This window comes from Clostridium thermosuccinogenes, assembly GCF_002896855.1.
Classification (GTDB): domain Bacteria; phylum Bacillota; class Clostridia; order Acetivibrionales; family DSM-5807; genus Pseudoclostridium; species Pseudoclostridium thermosuccinogenes.
Genome location: NZ_CP021850.1, coordinates 3,863,510 through 3,880,720, shown reverse-complemented (window position 1 = coordinate 3,880,720; position 17,211 = coordinate 3,863,510). Strand labels below are relative to the sequence as shown.

Annotated in this window: 8 protein-coding genes; 6 read left to right on the top strand and 2 right to left on the bottom strand. The window is 42.4% G+C overall.

What is annotated here, in order from left to right; translation table 11 throughout:
• The first annotated feature begins 1 nt into the window (after position 1).
• Complete coding sequence (locus tag CDO33_RS17005) at positions 2–1,135, top strand: serine hydrolase domain-containing protein (RefSeq protein ID WP_103079833.1); 1,134 nt, start codon at positions 2–4, stop codon at positions 1,133–1,135.
• 340 nt (positions 1,136–1,475) lie between these two features.
• Here the strand turns inward: CDO33_RS17005 and CDO33_RS16995 are convergent, their stop codons facing one another.
• Together CDO33_RS16995 and CDO33_RS16990 are read right to left on the bottom strand one after the other, a co-directional pair.
• The gene (locus CDO33_RS16995; protein ID WP_103079831.1) at positions 1,476–3,251 is read right to left on the bottom strand and encodes a sensor histidine kinase; all 1,776 of its coding nucleotides are present in this window, start codon (positions 3,249–3,251) and stop codon (positions 1,476–1,478) included.
• 30 nt (positions 3,252–3,281) lie between these two features.
• Entirely contained in the window at positions 3,282–4,907 is a 1,626-nt protein-coding gene (locus CDO33_RS16990) for a response regulator (RefSeq protein WP_103079830.1), read from the bottom strand.
• Positions 4,908–5,163: 256 nt separating this feature from the next.
• On the opposite strand from CDO33_RS16990, the gene CDO33_RS16985 reads away from it, so the two are divergent.
• The 5 genes from CDO33_RS16985 (at position 5,164) to CDO33_RS16965 (ending at position 17,007) form a co-directional block, all read left to right on the top strand.
• Positions 5,164–6,108 (top strand): ABC transporter permease, encoded by a 945-nt coding sequence (locus CDO33_RS16985; protein ID WP_103079829.1) that lies wholly within the window; start codon positions 5,164–5,166, stop codon positions 6,106–6,108.
• A 21-nt stretch (positions 6,109–6,129) separates the two neighbouring features.
• On the top strand, positions 6,130–7,038 hold the full coding sequence (locus tag CDO33_RS16980; protein ID WP_103079828.1) for a carbohydrate ABC transporter permease: 909 nt from the start codon (positions 6,130–6,132) through the stop codon (positions 7,036–7,038).
• Positions 7,039–7,106: 68 nt separating this feature from the next.
• Positions 7,107–9,068 (top strand): type 2 periplasmic-binding domain-containing protein, encoded by a 1,962-nt coding sequence (locus tag CDO33_RS16975; RefSeq protein ID WP_103079827.1) that lies wholly within the window; start codon positions 7,107–7,109, stop codon positions 9,066–9,068.
• Between the two features lie 288 nt (positions 9,069–9,356).
• Entirely contained in the window at positions 9,357–15,629 is a 6,273-nt protein-coding gene (locus CDO33_RS16970) for an Ig-like domain-containing protein (protein ID WP_103079826.1), read from the top strand.
• A 307-nt stretch (positions 15,630–15,936) separates the two neighbouring features.
• Complete coding sequence (locus tag CDO33_RS16965) at positions 15,937–17,007, top strand: uroporphyrinogen decarboxylase family protein (protein WP_103079825.1); 1,071 nt, start codon at positions 15,937–15,939, stop codon at positions 17,005–17,007.
• The last annotated feature ends 204 nt before the right edge of the window (positions 17,008–17,211 follow it).

Below are 17,211 nucleotides of genomic sequence, written 5' to 3'. Positions count from 1 at the left end.
GATGAATCAAAAGATACTGAAGGGTTTTCTGGATTCATTGGAAGGGCACGGCATACCAGCCTGTGATTGCGTGGTGTACAAAGATCACAAGCCTGTTTTCCGCCACAGGGCAGGTTTTGCTGATGCTGCTAAAACAAAGCCTTTGACAGAGGGCAATACATATTTGCTCTATTCGGCAACGAAGGTCATCACCTGCACTGCAGTCATGCAGCTTGTGGAAAAGGGAAGTATCCATCTCGATGACCCGGTTTATAAATACCTGCCGGAATATGAGAACCTAAAAGTAAGAAAAGATACTGGTATCGAGCCGGCTAAAAACATCATGACAATAAGGCACCTTCTTTCCATGCAGAGCGGATTGAATTACAATCTGGCAGCTCCATCCATAACAAAACTCCTGGAGGATACAAACAGGCAGGCTTCCACCCGGCAGATAATAAAAGCTTTGGCTGAGGAGCCTTTGGATTTTGAACCGGGGACGCGCTATCAATACAGTTTAAGCCATGATGTGCTGGGGGCAGTCATTGAAGTGGTATCAGGCCGCAAACTGGGTGAATATATGGAAGAGAATATTTTTGGACCGCTGGGTATGAAAAACACCGGTTTCCAATTGACAGCCGACCGGAAAGCCAATATGGTAGACCAGTTCCAGTACAATGCAGATACCATGACCCCTGTGCCCGTACAAAACAAAAACGTTTATATCCTGTCGGATAAGTATGAAAGCGGTGGTGCGGGTTTAATATCCACCGTCGATGATTACATACTGTTTTTGGATGCCATGTGCAATGAAGGCGTCAGCGCCGACGGATACAAGCTTCTGTCAAAAGAAACTATAGACCTGATGCGGGAGGACCAGCTGCATGAAGTTTCCCGAAAAGATTTCGACATGATGGGAAAAGTCGGGTATAGCTATGGCTTGGGTGTACGCACTATGGTTGATAAGGATAAATCCGGAGCAAAAAGTCCTTTGGGAGAATTCGGATGGGACGGAGCCGCCGGAGCTTATGCATTAATTGATGTGGAAAATCACCTGGCAATCTTTTATGCAATGCATGTTTTAGGCTGTGGTTATGCTTATGCTGTGGTTCATCCAAAGATCAGGGATTTAACTTACGAAATGCTGGGAATATAGGAATGCCCGGATAATGATTGATATAACCAAATCTGAAGTATACTCATTCCAATGCTATACAACTTAGGAATGAATTCTGCTAATAATGGATGTATTGTTTGTTATGCGCTTTGAATCCTTTCGGAGCAATAAGCGTCCATTTCAATTAGCTGGATTCAAACCGGTTTTATACAAATTGTGATGCTTAATATTTAACGATTTCAATATAGCCGGAACGGATGCAGGCTGATGGTTTGTCCACGTTTTAGCACTGTTGTTTAAAAAAGGCTTGCCTGCATGCAGGCAAGCCGCATCCAAAGCCGGGTAGGGGGCCGGCTGATGCAATTCCTCATGCTTGACGTTATGCACTGAGTAGTTTAGGTATTTTAAGAGTCACGGTTGTGCCGACATCGATGGCGCTATCGATATGAAGGGAATAGTTGCTGCCAAATCTGAGGTCAAGCCTGTTTTTTACATTTTTAATTCCATAGCCGCTGCTGTTGAAGCTTTCCTGGGTATCAATATTATCACCCAGCAGTTTATCGATTTTATCCTGGCTCATGCCTACACCATTGTCAGTTACCTGAAAAATCATGCTGTCACCAGCGTTCTTTCCTGTGATTTTTAGAAAGCCGCCGGATTGAAGGCCTAAGATTCCATGGATTATGGCATTCTCAACAATTGGTTGAAGTATATGCTTGAGCATTTTGCAGTTCAATATGCTTTCATCCATGCTTATATAGTAATTAAAATCTGAATCAAAAGCAAACTTTTGTATTTTGATATACTTTTCGACCATGTCCACCTCTTCGGACACTGAAAGGATTTCATTGCCACGGTTTAATGCAATCCTGTAATACCTTATCAATGCATCGATGATGTCTTCAAGCTCCTTATTGGGGAAGGCAAGTTTGATGCAGGAAAGGGAGTTGTAGAGGAAATGGGGATTTATTCTTTCCTGAAGCAGTTTTAATTCCAGCTTCTTCTTTTCCAGCTCATAGTTTTTTCTTTCCAGTTCATATTCTGAAATATTCTTATAATATTGCTTAATCTTTAATATAAGATCCCAGAATTTGTAGTTTAGTATACTGAACTCATCATGCCCTTTGAATACCATAAGGTCTGGCTTATCCAAAAGGGACTCAATATCGGTGTTTACTTGGGCGACAAGATTTGTGAGGCGCCGGGTCAAAAGCTTCGAAGTCATGATCACGGAGAGAAACGTAATTATTATAAGTACCAGTGAAAGCAAAATCATAAAGGACATGGAGCTAAGGACCTGTCCTGTAACATACGATTTGGGCAGGAACATAAACACACGGTCTGAATTGCTTTCTATTTTCGCTTCTATTACATAAAAGCTGCCGGACGAAGGAGTATCCAGATAATTTTCTACAATTTCAACAGGATTATTGCCATTCTGCATGTTGTTTTTCAGAAGCATTATTTTATCGCTTGCCGACACATATGCAATAAAACTATTTGCCGGGATGTTGAATTCGAATTCCCTGGCTATGCTGCTATAAGTAAACTTGGTTTCGGATATTGCCACCAGGTTCACTGCAGGCTGGATTCTTCCATACATGTGAATGTCAAAGCAACCTTCAGGGCCTGTCTCGTTGGAAGGCACATACTCCCATATAAAATCTGAGGACTCGGCAAAGGCATTCATATACTTCTTTTTCTGAGCCTCGGAAAGTTCCAGCACCCTCCTGACGTAATAACCATTGCCAAAAAGTGTATCATTCAGTGCGTAAAGGTTGAAATTTTCCTTTTTGTCATTGATGATCAGGGCGTTGATTATATCTTCCAGAGCTCTGTATTCGTCAATATATGATACGAGATCACCGGAATAGCTCTTGTCAAGGAAGTTGGTTATTTTGGGAGTGCTGTTGATGAAAATTGTTTTGTCCATATAGGACTTAAAGGTGTCATTGATTTTTTCAACACTGTTGTTTATCTGGCTGTCATAGATATATAATATGTCTTTGAGCCTGTTTTCCCATGAGCTCACAAACTGGCTGGAGCCGAAAAATATCAAGGGTAACAGCGAGAAAACAAGAATGGTAAAAGCAATTTTCTGCCTGTATTTAAGGTGCGGCAGCCTTGGTATGTTTAATTTTGCTTTATCAGGCATGCATAAAATCCTCCCCCTGCTATAAACATGCTAACTGTTTTTGAACTCCGTGGGGCTCAGGCCTGTATGCTTTTTAAACTGCAGGCAGAAGTGGGATATGTTGGTATAGCCTACCTGTTCTGCTACGAGATAAATTTTGCTGGAACGGGATTTCAGCATCTCCTTTGCTTTTTCCATCCTGTAATCTATCAAATAATCAAAAACTGTTTTGCCGGTAGCCTCACGAAACACATTTGTCAGGTGTGTGCCGCTGTAGTTGGTCAGCCTGGCAAAGTCATCAAGGGTGATGCGCTCGTGGTAATGGTTATGTATGTAATCCTTGATTTTTTGCACTACAAGTCCGTAACCCTGGGTATCCTTATTGGACAGGTATTGTCTGCAGGTATTAATTAAATTGAACAGCCAGTTCCTCACGTCCTTGATAGTGTTGAAATTATCAAGCTTGTTCCATACGATGAGCTTTTCATTAAAAATGTTGTCAAAAGACTCATCGTTTTCCATCAGAATAATTTGAATTGAGTTTACAATGGAGAAGGACAGGCTTTTTATGTAATTGTCGCTTTGCAGTATTGTATCTTCGCTCAGGTACTTGTCGATAAATTTAAGTATATCACCGGTACCGCCCCGGGACAGCAGCTGCTTTACCTCCATGAATAACTCCTGCAGGTTGACCTTCTCTTCGAAGGATGCGTTCTGGGCATCTTCTATTTCCTGGTACAGAATCATCTGGCTGCCGTTGGTATAAACTTTTGTGTTAAGAGCGCTTAAAGCCTGTTGATTAAGAATATAAATATCCCTGATGTTATCAGATGTATTGCTTATTCCTATAACAATGTCAATATTTAATTTAGCCTTTATATCTTCCTTTAACTTAACAACTATATTCCAGAAATCATTGCTGTCCTTTTCGGGACTTTCCGGTACAGCATCATCCTTAATGGCTATAATGCTGTATTCCATGCTTGATGACTGGAGAGAATAAAGCTTACAGTTGCAGCTCATATTGTCTATAATTCTCTTTATTGTGTAGGAGGTCAGATATTTATAATCCATATCATCCCTGGTTTGCTCCGCCGGATCTATATTCAAATGAAATACAATCACTCTCACCTTGTAATTTTGCGGGAGCTCCATCTTAAGAAAGCGCCATCTTTTTAAAATGTCTTCGTTGGCGCTGCAGGTTCCGTATAAAAGCTCCCTTAAAAACTGCTCCTGGAGAAGGGGAAGGGACTGATTAATATACTGTGCCATTTCTTCCCGCTCTTTCTGAAGAGCATCTTCGACTTTATATATATTCAGGACTTTTTTGATGACCCTTATAAGCTCTTCCGCCTTGAAGGGCTTGAGAATATATCCATAAGCATCGAGATCAATGGCCGACCTTACATATTCAAATTCATCATAACAGCTCATAAAAATGATTTTTATGTTTGGGTGGCTTTCTTTAAGAAGTCTCGCCATTTCAATACCATCCATGACGGGCATTGACACATCGGCAAGGATGATATCAGGGTTGGAGGTATCAATATTGTCTAAAGCCAATTTGCCATTGGCGTATTCACCAACTATACTTATTTCAAGGGCATCCCAGTTTGTTATATTGGCGGCATTTCTTCTGTGACGGGGGTTATCGTCGACAATAAGCATTTTGTACATATATTGACCTCCGTGGATTAAAAGAATAAAAGAAATACATGCAAGAGAATTTATCTACTAATTTAAATTCTATAGCTTTTACAATTTTTAGTCAAGTTATATAAAACCCAAAAGTGTTTGATAAAACGTTATATTTGTTTCATATCCGAACTACAAAATCAGGTCTTTTAATTTTAGAATAAATACATGAAAGTCAAGTTCCTATTTTGATTCAGCCAAATACAGCAATTAACGGCGTACAGGGAGGGAATAGTTCGTGGCTGGAGCTTATGTAAACATGTCAACAGGGAAAGGTTCAAAGAAATCAAAACTGCTCAGGCTAAAAAAGGATTTTTCGCTGTATTTACTAATACTGCCGGCCCTATTGAGCGTATTTGTATTTAACTATGTTCCTCTACCGGGCATTTCCATAGCATTTATGGATTTTGATATCATAGACCAGTTCAATAGTCCCTGGGCAGGGTTTAAGCATTTTCAGGAAATCGTCACCATTCCGCAGCTTAAGGAAGCAGCTTTCAATACTTTGAAGCTGGGAGTTTTATCGCTGATAACCGGATTTCCGCTGCCTATAATTTTTGCCCTTATGCTGAATGAACTGAAAAACGGCATATTCAAACGAACCGTACAAACTATAAGCTATCTGCCTCACTTCTTATCCTGGGCAACAGTTATTGGAATAGCTTATACGATATATTCGAAATATGGACCGATCAATGATTTGCTGGTATGGATAACCGGTGATGACAACAGCAGAATTCTCTTTCTTGGGGAACAGGGTTTTTTCGTTCCCAATGTGCTTCTGTTGCAAATCTGGAAAAACTTAGGCTGGAATACAATAATATATCTGGCTGCACTAACGTCAATAGACCCTGAACTATATGAAGCATCTTATATCGATGGTGCAGGAAGGCTAAAACAGATAATATACATCACTATACCGGGGATTAAGCAAACAGTCATCATGCTGCTGATATTGGCCTGCGGCGGCATTCTGAATGACAATTTCCAACTGGTTTATGGCCTGCAAAATGCTTTTATTGATTATGAAGTAATAAGCACAATAGTGTACAAGCAGGGGTTGCAGCAAAGCCAATATTCAATGGCAACCGCATTTGGCCTTACCCTTGGCCTGGTTTCATTTCTTTTGACATGGGGAGCTAACAAGGTTTCCAAAAAGGTCAGCGAAATCTCAATATGGTAGGACATTGTAAGGGGGTTAACTATGAAACATACCAGTACAAGGTACAAGATTTTCCGGGTATTCAATGTATTATTCATGCTTGTGATCATAGTAATTACACTATTTCCTTATCTCCATGTGTTGGCTAAATCCCTCAATGAAGGAATAGATGCCTCAAGGGGCGGTATAACTATATTTCCAAGGGTTTTTACATGGGATAATTATAAGACCGTTTTAGGGGACAAAAATATTTTCAATGCGGCTACCATTACGATAGCAAGGGTGGTAATTGGAACACTGCTGTCCTTGATAGTCCAGTACTGTGCGGCATATGTCATGGCCAAAAAGGATTTTATAGGAAAAACGGTGCTGCTGTTGTTCCTGATAATTCCCAACTTTATAAATGCAGGATTGATACCGACCTTTATGCTATACCACAGATTGGGATTGATAAATAATTTCCTGGTTTATATACTTCCCGGGCTGTTCAGCTTCTACAACATGATAATCATCAGGACATATATAAAGAGCACTATCCCCGACAGCCTGGAAGAGTCCGCCAAAATGGATGGGGCTAACGAAATCACGGTTTTGCTGCGTATATTTCTGCCATTATCAAAACCGATTCTGGCAACCGTATCCCTCTGGGTTGCTGTGGGATTATGGAATGATTGGATAACCACACTGTATTATGTAACCAGAAACAGGCTCTTCACTCTGCAGTATATGCTAATGAGAGTTATCAGGGAAAGCGAAGCAGTGCTCAATATGATTGCTGAAGCTGTCAAGGAAGGCCGTGATATGAATGATCTGCAGCAGCAGATAAAGACTACTCCTGAGTCGCTCATATCAGCGCAAATTATTATAACCAGCGTCCCAATAATTCTTGTATACCCGTTCTTCCAGAAGTATTTTGTCAAAGGAGTCATGATAGGCGCCATCAAAGGGTAATACACTTTAAGAATGGTCTTGAAGTGTTTATCAATAGTGATAAAATCAAAAAAAGGAGGATCGAGAAAATGTTGAAATCTCACAAAAAATTGGCAGCACTGTTGCTATCAGCTACACTTCTAATGTCCTCGTTTGCAGGATGCGATAAAAAAACCGAGGAGAAGGTCAATTCAAAGGAAGACAGTAAGCAAACTCAGCAAACAGCAACCAGTGAGGTTAAGACTGAGGAAGTCAAGTCCGATGAGTTGATACCTGGTCTTAGCACTGCGAAGGATTCATCCGATTTGCCTGACTGGACGGGAAAACAACTGAAACTTAAAGTATGGTATGCCCATGGTAGCGGTGGTGACGCGCGAAAGACTTCCGCCCAAGATGTTTTCAGAGCTGAAGTTAAGAGGGTTACCGGCATTGAGCTTGATCCTGAGGGCTCCTTTGACAACTCAGGGCAGACAGGGGAGCAGAAGCTGGCTATGATTATTGCCTCCAAGGATTTTCCGGATATCGTATATAACGTACCTGATATATCAAAAGTTGTTAGGGGAGATTTGCTTTATGATTTGACGGATTTGGTGGAAAAATACTGTCCGGATATAATCAAGGCATTGCCGGCGGACAAACTGCCCGGATTATGGGATCAGCCCGGTATTAACGGCGGAATTGAAGGGAAAATTTATGGATTGCCCATGAGGGTGGATCCAAAATGGTTCAATATCCTGGACCCTGAATTTGCCAAAGAAAACGAAATCCCCTTTGGAGACAATACTCCCTTCTTATGGGTCAGAGAGGATATCCTGAAGAAAATTTATCCTCAGGCTAAAACCGTACAGGAGATTGAAGAGCTGTATGTGCAGAGAGGTGGCAAGTTTACAAAGGAAGACCTGTATGATGTTCCTTTAAACAGCAGGGAAGATGTGATTCAGTTCTTCTATGAAATTAAGAAGCTGGGAATTAAGGAAGACGGAAAAGATGTAGAGCCTCTGTTCCTTTTCTCGGGCGGTGACAACTGGCCGTTGATGTCAGTGCTTACCGGAGGCCTGTATGGATGGTTCCCTGAAAACAACTATTTTACGTACTGGGATAATATCACCAAGAAAGTTGAATACATGTTCAAGCAGCCTTTCTTCAAGGAAGCTCTGCATACATGGAACAAACTGGTCAGAGATGGTATAGTGCCTAAAGAATGCTTCATTGATAATGCTGCGGCCTTCAACCAGAAGAGAGATACGGGAATGTATGCAACATCTTATGCATGGCTGGCACCGGACAGAGCCAAGCTGGAAAGTGCGGGCAAACCTGTGTACAGAAGAGTGTACTTCAACTTCAAAGGCGACACGGAAGGCAGGTTTGTCCAGATGACCGGAGCCGCAGGTTCAGGTTCCCATACCTATTATATTTTCAAGGATTCGGTCAAAGAGGAGGATGTGCCTCAGATATTGACATATTTCAACTACCTGTGGACTGAAGCCGGAATGAAGGCTTCAGTATGGGGTCCGAGAAGTGCAGGCCTGTTTACTGAAGATGCAAACGGAAAACGTAAATATGTAGACAAGGATCTGGAAGACTGCATGGCTTATGGCAAGGCCAATGAAAAGGGACTGTACTATGGTATTGCGAACTTCTACAATACCAGCCTGATTTCATGGCCGTGGATTGTAAGACCCGACCTGAACAAATTCAGAGCTGACTTTATGTATGACAAAGAAGTCAAGGCATCCGACGGCTTCAATAAATTTAATCAATACACCGGCATTGTGGATCCCATTAAACGTGTAGAATCCCTCCCGTGCGCTATCTGGAACTTCCCCGAACTGGAAGGGGTGAAGAAGCAGACAGCTTCCAGAAAGACCTTTGAGGATGCAATGCTTAAGGTATTGGCTGCAACATCGGAAGAGGAATTTGAAAAACTGTACGACGAATTTATCAAGATAGCTGAGACAACCTGCGGTATGGATGATAAGCTTCTGGAAGAGATAAACAGGGAATACAGTGAAAATTACAATAAAGAGTATATGAAAAACCTACTGAAATAAACTTCAGAATAATACAGTATTATCCCGCTGTATAAACACAAGGGATAAAAATGAAAGGGTTCATACAAAGATTACTTCTTGTACTTTTGCATGAACCCTTTTTTCTAAATAACCCGCTGATTATTGATTTCACCTATTGGATTTAAAAGCGATAGAGATTTTTATATAGAGTATACTTGCCGGAACTAATTTGTACTGTCATAATTGAAAATCTTTATCGTTGCCTGTTCAGATTTTTTATAACTGAATCAGTGTGCCTGTCGGTAAAAATGCGATGGAGGTAATATTATGCCAATAATCAGGAAGTTCGTATCAATTGTTGTGTGTTTAGGATTAATCATGGGCATGCTTGCGGCAAGCCCAGATAAGGTAGAAGCGTCCGGTGAAATCTCCTTGTATATAGCTCCCGATGGCAACGATAATAATGACGGTTCAATGGATGCTCCTTTTGCCACCATTGGCAGAGCAAGGGATGAAGTTAGAAAAATCATCGCTGAAGGTATGAACGGTAATATCACCGTGTATCTGCGCGGAGGCGACTACTATGTGGAATCATCCATCGATTTTGATGAAAGGGACTCCGGCAGGAATGGATTTACTGTGACATACAGAAATTACCCTGGTGAAGAGCCTGTTATTGTAGGCGGTAAAAAAATAACCGGATGGGAGCCGGATTCCGGAAATATCTATAAAGCATACGTAGGCTATGAGTTTTATACCATGTATGCAAACGGAAAAAGGGCAACGGAAGCGAGAATTCCCAATCAGGGATATTTTTTCCCGGCAGTATCGTCCAATAACACAAATATTCATTATGTGGAAGGCCAGATTCCCGAGCCATTGGATGATCTGACGAATGTAAGGGCATTTTGCATGCCGGGGCAGGCTTTCACCGTTACAACCGTTTCATCCGTTGTGGATATAGACTATGTGGAAAATATCATCAAAGTGGACCACAGTCCCTATGGAGGAATGACGGCAGGTCAAAACGGGTATTACCTGACGGGTTCCCGGTCTTTTCTTGACATGCCCGGAGAATATTATTACGACAGGACCAGTGGATATTTATATTACTGGCCTGAAGACTCAACCACTCCGATAGGGGAGCAGGAAATCATCGCTCCTGCTACAAAGCGGATTCTAAACCTTGTAGGCTCTGACAGCACCAAGCTTGTAGAAAACATCATATTTGACGGGTTGACCATAAAATGCACGGACATGGGACGTCTTTATCTTTCCAGCAAAACAGCCGGCAACGGTGGCCTTGAAAGGGATGACTGCAGGGACGGTACCGTATTTATGGAAAATGCGGTCAATATTACGGTCAGGAATTGCAAAATCCTCCTTTCGGGATTATCGGCCGTAGTGCTCAATAAATATTCCCAGAATAATACCATTTATGGCAATCTGGTTGAAGATTTCGGTTATCATGGCATTTATCTGGTGGCGCTGGGCCCCAACAAAGCAGGTTATATCAACAAAAACAATCTGATTTCCAATAATCTGGTGAGGCGCGGAGGCCAACTGATTTTACACGGCGCCGGCATAGAAATTCTTATGAGCGGCGGGAATGAAATGTCCTATAACAGGGTATCCGATATGAGAAGGAGCGGTATCGCTCTGCTTGGGGACAGATATGTGGTGGATTATATCCCGGAAGCCATAAAATACCTGAATCATTGGGATTATATCTATTCGAGAGATAATGTGATCAAATACAACGAAGTGACCAATGTGGTGACGGAAGCCAATGATTCAGGAGCCATAAACCTGTGGGGAAATGGAAAAAACAATATCATTGAAAACAACTGGGTTCATGATACCCGCGGAATGGCTTTTTATAATGATGATATGTCCGACTATACCATTTTCCGCAATAATGTGGCTTCCAATGTAACGGCATTTCCTTTCATCCTGAAAGGAATGAAGGTGGATTGCATAAACAATATCGTCGTTACTGACAACAACACTCCCTATATTTTGTCTCATGCCATGGGACATATCATCCGGGAGCAGGTTGTGAACAGAAATGTATTTTACAGCACGAAAAACCCGAAAATCATCCAGTTTAATGATTTCTCGGAAGACAGGTTCTCAAGTTTCGAGTCCAACCTGTATAAAAACGCATCGGATATTTATCAGTTCACAGGCCATCCAGAGGTGCAGGATCTGAATCAGTGGAGGGAATGGCGGGATAAAAGCTATGACCAGTATTCCATCACCGCGGATCCTTTATTTGTGAATCAAGAAGAGGACGATTACCGGTTCATGTATAACTCCCCGGCCTATACCCTTGGGATTGAGGACATTGATGTACAAAAAGCCGGACTTAAGCCTGACTTTAAGTTTACTGACAAATATGAGGACCTGGACAGAATTTACATAGAATCCGATATAGCTGGTATCAGAGCAAATATCAACCTGGATGCTTCAGAAAATTCCACAGCTCAGCTGACGGTGACAGGAAGGACGAAAACAGGATTTTTCACAGACCTTGAGGGATATGACATTGCTTATAGGAGCGATGATGCATCTGTCGCGAAAGTAAGCAGTACCGGTTTTATCACCGCCAAAGGGCGGGGAATTGCCAAAATTACAGTGGACGTAAGCAAAAACGGTGCTTTGATTAAATTCAAGGACGTCTATGTCATTGTTGACGACAGTATCAGGGATATTCAATTCAAGACAAAAAAAGAGGTTCTTTTGACCGGCGAGACCAATATCCCCTTGCATGTAAGTGCGGTATCCGAGCTTTGGCAAAACCTGGAGCTAAATCCGAGCAATACGCTGTTTGAAAGCAGCAATCCATTCGTGTTGACCGTTGATGCCGGCGGAAATATGACAGCCGTATCCCAGGGCGAAGTCATCGTATCGGTGTTGGTAAAAGACAACAAGGGCAATGAAAAATCCGCCCAGCTGCCCATCAAAGTCCGGGAAATGGTGGCCAGTTCCCTTCAGGTTACGGCCGAAAAGCAGGGGCTGTACCCGGGAGAAACCAACAGGCTGAAAGCAGAAGTTACCATGTCGGATGGTACGGTGGTAACCGTTGAGCCTGATCAGCTTGAAATGACATCATCCAATCCTGAGGTTGCTGTTGTGGACGAAAACGGAGAAATCACGGCAATCTCCTATGGAAAGGCCTATATTAATGTAAAAGCAGTCATAGATGGCAAAGAAGTTTCAGCCAGCTATACCCAGTTCGTTTATCCTTCGGATGTGCAGCGGCTGCCGTCTCCATGGGAAATAAGGCATTATGGGGATGCGGACGGTTATGTCTCCTTTGACAGCGGTACCTTTACATTCTTTACCGATGCAGCTGATGCCTGGGGAACAGTCGATGAAACGTTGTATGTATATCAGAAAGTGAATTTGGAAGATAACCCGAGGAAAATCGCCATTACAGCAAAACTGGATATCACCGATACCACCACACCTGGCACCCAGTTTGGAATCGATGTGAGGGTAAATGACAGTCCCGATTCAAGGCATATATACCTAAGACAGAGTGCCAGCCAAAAAGAAGTATTCTTTACAGAACGCAAAGTGGACGGCGGAGAAACAACTTATACAAGATCCCTGGATGACAAGCCGGAATTCCCGAGTTATATAAGGATGGTCATTAACGGAACGGAAGTCATCGGTTATTATATGATCAATGGTGAGTGGAAGAGGTTCCCGAATTCAAAAACCCTGGACATGGACGATGAAATCATGATCGGCCTTGCAGTCATGGCAGGGAAAAATAACGGAATGACAGAAGCCGTCTTTTCCGATGTATCCATCGAGTATGAAGACCTTCCCATCACTGCTGTTACCATGACAACGGACAGGACTTTTCTTCCTAATATAGGAGACAGCACCACTTTGGTATTAAAGGGCATGGCCGGCGGAATACTCTGCAATTTGCCCCAGCATGCTGAGATTGCATTTACAAGCAGCGATGAGAATGTTATATCGGTAGATCCAAACGGCGTTGTGACAGCCAAGAGTGCCGGAGCATCTATTATTACTGCAACCGTTGTGATAAACGGAGTTGAATTTAATAATTCAGTCATCATCAATGCAGTATCCCGGTTGGAGTTTTCGGGCATGGATATTGGCAATACAGGGGTACCGGGCAGCTATGGTGAACAAGACGGATTTTATACAGTGATTGGCTCCGGGTCGGACATATGGTATGCAAACGATGCCTTCCATTATGCTTACAGGCCCATGACAGGAAACGGTGTTTTCATAGCGCATGTAGTAAGCCAGCAAAATACCAATTCCTGGGCAAAAGCAGGAGTTATGATCCGTGAAGCCTTAACCAGCGATGCCCGGTATGCAGCTATGCTGGTCACACCATCCAACGGGGCCACTTTCCAGAGGAGAACTGCACAAGGTACCAATGCGACCAGTGTAGGATTATCCGGTATCACGGCACCTTACTGGCTTAAGCTGGAAAGGTGGGGAGATACCATGACAGGATATGTTTCACCGGACTGTGTGAATTGGACCCCTGTTGGCACAGCTAATATCAACGGTTTCAGCAACGAGGCCTATGTCGGCCTGGCCGTTACATCCCATGACAACACAAAAGCAAGCAAGGCAGTGTTTAACTCATTATACCTGCTGGAAGCACCTTTCTTATCCATTGAGCTTTCAGCCGGCAAAGACAGGATCGGTGAAGGAGCCGATATACCTCTTAAAGTATCAGGAATGCCCGGTAATGTAGATATTGAAAGTATTGAGGGTATAATGATATTCTACAGCAGCAGTGATCCGGCAGTTGCGGTAGTGGATGACAACGGCGTGGTCCATGGAGTAAAGGCTGGGACTGCAACCATTACTGTCAGTGTGCATTTGAACGGAAGGGTTTATACTGACGCAATGGAGATCCATGTTGAACCATTAAGCCTTGAATCCCTTGATGTAAGCCGGAGTATAGGCAGCATGGGGATTTATGACCAACCAGTTTTATATGAAGTATTGGGCACACTGAATAATAATCAAACTTACTCTATAGAGCAGCTTAAGAGTCTTTATAATGCCGAAGTGAAATTCACCAGCAGCAATCCTGATGTAGCGGTCATTGACAGCAATGGCCGGATTGCTCCGGTGGGTTTGGGCGTTACCGTTATAAAGGTAGAGGTATCCATGGGTGGAGCCACCAAAACCAAGGAAAACACCTTTGTCGTACACAATGGTTATGTTGTAAGGGAAACCTTTGAGAATCCGGAAGAAACCTTGACCCGGTGGGGTCTCCAGGGGGATTCCAATACCATTAACACGGAAAATCCAAGAAGCGGCATATACAGTCTCAAAGTTAACAAAGATTATACGGTGCTGTCCATGGAATTTGGCCTGGATGAACCGTATGTAGGAATCATCGAAGGATGGTTTTATGATGATGGCGTGACCACTAATGGAAATGTATTTTCAACTGACAGGAAGAATTCTGCCGACCCTTCAAATACCGGAACTTCTGTGCTGATGGTGGGCATCATTGATAATCCGGCCCATTACATGGTAAGAAATATATACTCCTATTTTACAACTGCCGTTGAAAGGACTAAAGGCTGGCACAAGGTAATACTGGATAATTACAGTGTTCCAGGCAAAATCAATGCATATATTGACGGAACCCTCGTAGGGCAATATCCGGGTTATGGATTGAAGAACTTCATGATAGGTGATTTGTGGAGTGACGGAAGGTATTCACAAAATATATACTTTGATGATATTACCCTCTATCAGGTTGTGGATGCAGACAATACACCACCCGTTACAACTGCTTTTATCGATAAAACTCCCATCAACGGATGGTTCAATTCAGATGTGACGGTTACTTTGAATGCTTCTGATGGCATATCGGAGGTTAAGCTCACAGAATACAGCATGGATGGCGGAATGACCTGGAACGAATATACGGCTCCGGTGATCATATCATCGGAAGGAGTGAATTCAATGCTGTACCGTTCCATAGATATGGCAGGCAACACGGAAGAATGCAAAGAAATAGTAATCAGCATTGACAAGACTGCACCAACCTGCTGCCTTAGTGTAAATCAGGCTATATATGGTGATTCTATGAGCTTTGAGGATTACAGGGTAATCAGCTTTAATTTATCGGCATTGGACAGTGCATCGGGAGTGAATAAGGCAGAATTGACCATTGACGGGGTACCGTATGTTAATGATTCTGAAATTGATCTGGCGGGCATGACCGGAACACACTATATTAATGTTTTGGTAACAGACAATGCGGGAAACAGCATGGAGGAGGCAAAGACTTTTACCGTTACGACAAGCACGGAATCAATGACGAGAATCATAGATCGTTATCTCGATAACGGCATGCTCGACGGGCCCTTTGCGAATGCCATGAAGCAGAAGCTTGTCCAGGCGCAGGACCATTACGCAAAAGGACACATAAAGCAGGCAATAAAACACATGGAGCAATTTATCAGCTTTATTGATAAAAGCTCGCATAAGGGGTGGATACCGGAAGAAGGAGAGGCAGTCCTGAGGTACGATGCGGGAGTAATTATAAATCAATGGTTAGCTAAAAGTATAGAGTAGGTATTTAGAAAGAGCTGTCTGGATTCGGTTGTTGAAAGGGATGCTTTTGGCTCAAGCGGAAATTCATTTCTGCACAGCCACTCATGCCTGCAAAGCACAGTCAATAATGAAAATGACATTCTCATTTTCATCTCAATCAACATATCCGATACCGGATGATCCATATCCTAACCATATAAGCTTTTATGCTTGCAGCATTTCGAAGCCAAGCTTCCGGTCGGTGAGATGCTGCAAGTCCTCTTGTTTTTTGTACATTTAAGCATATATCCTGCTCTACAAGCGTACATTCGTATTGAAAGGAGAACATATGATGCTAAAAAATTATCTTCTCATTGATGACAAAAATCTGGCCAGGTTTGATGAATTGTACAGGGATTATAAAAGAATGTATGAGGATCCTGACAACTGTTCTCCCAAATTTATCATCAGAACACCTGTCAAGTTAAGCTCTACAGTCAGGGAAAGAGTAGAGGACCCCATTGCAATGCTGAAAGCGGAGCTGGACATTTTAAGGTCCCATATTGAAATAGGGGATGACAGAGTACCTTCCGTCAGAGTACAGTTTGGTACCGCTCAGGTAGCAGCAGCCTTCGGCTGCCGGATGCATGTTTTTGAAAATAGCCTGCCTGCTGCAGGCAATCATGTAGTTAAAAGCATTGAAGACATTTATAAGCTTAGAAAGCCAGCACTGGACAGCGGATGGTACGGAAAACTTAAGGAATTTACCGAAATATTTAAGGAGAATCTTCCCCCGGGGGTGCATATACAGCATCCTGACATACAGAGCCCGTTTAATAATGCATATATGATAAGGGGTAATGATATATTTCTGGACTTTTATGACGATGCTGATGCGGTAGGTTATCTGCTGGATGTAGTAACTGACTATATGATTGAACTGGTACCTTATCTGAAAAATATGATCAGTGATGACAGAGAATGGTTTTTTGACTGGGGAGCCATGTGGAAAGGAGCTGCGCGCATCAGCAATTGTTCATTGCACATGATAAGTCCTGAATTTTATACGAAGCACATACTGCCCAGGGATAAGAAGCTTTTGAAGGCTATTGGTGGAGGAAGAATACATTATTGCGGTACCAGTGATAAGGTTATGGATCAAATGTTTAAAATAGATGACTTGGCGGGTTTTGATTATGATGCAAACCATCATAACCTCTGGGACATATGCGACAAGATACCTAAAAACATAACCCTTTTACAATGGGGAGACCCGCCGGAAGCGCAGCAGTCAACGGTTGAAAGGTTGCTTAAAGGAGACTGGCCAAAGAAAAGGAATATTATCATAGAGGCTCAGGCAGGTTCCATTGAAGAAGGCAGGGAATTGCTCAAAAGATTAAGGGCATCTGTGCCGGACTAAAGCTTTTGCTAATTCCATAACCTGTTTTAATGGTTTTTGACTCCGTTGTTAAAATTACTCTATTTTAAAGCATCGAACCATACTAATTTAAAGCATCGAACCATACTAACAACTAAAGGTTTACAAACCATCTCTGTCTCTTTAACATGGAACTTATTCTCAGAAAATGCTTAATAAAAAGAGTTAATTTTTTATGGCTTGAAT